2 pseudogenes are annotated in these 784 nt (G+C 65.2%); both read left to right on the plus strand.

The window, feature by feature from the left end:
• Positions 1 to 393 (plus strand): annotated as a pseudogene (locus JF52_RS0116215) (PstS family phosphate ABC transporter substrate-binding protein); the annotation flags it as partial.
• 23 nt (positions 394 to 416) lie between these two features.
• Positions 417 to 784 (plus strand): annotated as a pseudogene (locus JF52_RS0116220) (phosphate ABC transporter permease subunit PstC); the annotation flags it as partial.

Below are 784 nucleotides of genomic sequence, written 5' to 3' on the forward strand. Positions count from 1 at the left end.
GACGCGATCAACGGTGAAGAAGGCGCGATTCGTACCGACTACAGCCCTTCGGAGGACGACAACATCACGGTCCAGGGCGTCTCGGGCGACGTCGGCGCGATCGGGTTCCTTGGCCTGAGCTACGTCGAAGAGAACGAGGGGGTCATCAAGGCCGCCATGATCGACGGTGTGATGCCGAGCACGGAGACCGTTCAGGACGGCACGTACACCCCGCTGGGGCGTCCGCTGTTCATCTACGTCAACAACGCCTCCTACGTTGAAAAGGAACAGGTGAAGGCGTTCGTCGACTTCTACGTCGCGAACTCGCTCGACATCGCCGAGCGCGCCCTGTTCGTCCCCCTTACCGAGGAGCAGGTCACCACGGCCTCGGACGAGCTCGCATCCCTCGGCTGATCCGCCCGCTCACGACGATTCTCATGACCACCGTCTCTGAGCGGACAGGGGGTCCGGCCACTGGTCGGGCCCCCGCCCCCTCCGCATCATTCGCTGGACGCCGCCGGCCCGGTGAGTTCCTCATCAAGCTCGGTTTGCGCGTGGCGGCCGGCATCACTGTCATCACGACGGTCGGCATCCTCATCGCGCTGCTGATTCCGTCGCTGAGCTTCTTCGCCGAAGTGCCCGTGCTCGAGTTCCTCTTCGGCACACGCTGGGCCCCCCGATTCGCCGACGCCTCGTTCGGTGTCCTGCCCCTGGTGACCGCCACGTTATGGACGACGGTTATCGCACTCGTGGTCGCCGTGCCATTCGGGCTCGGCGCCGCGATCCTGCTCGCGGAGTACGCCAA

This window comes from Microbacterium profundi, from assembly GCF_000763375.1.
Classification (GTDB): Bacteria; Actinomycetota; Actinomycetes; order Actinomycetales; family Microbacteriaceae; genus Microbacterium; species Microbacterium profundi.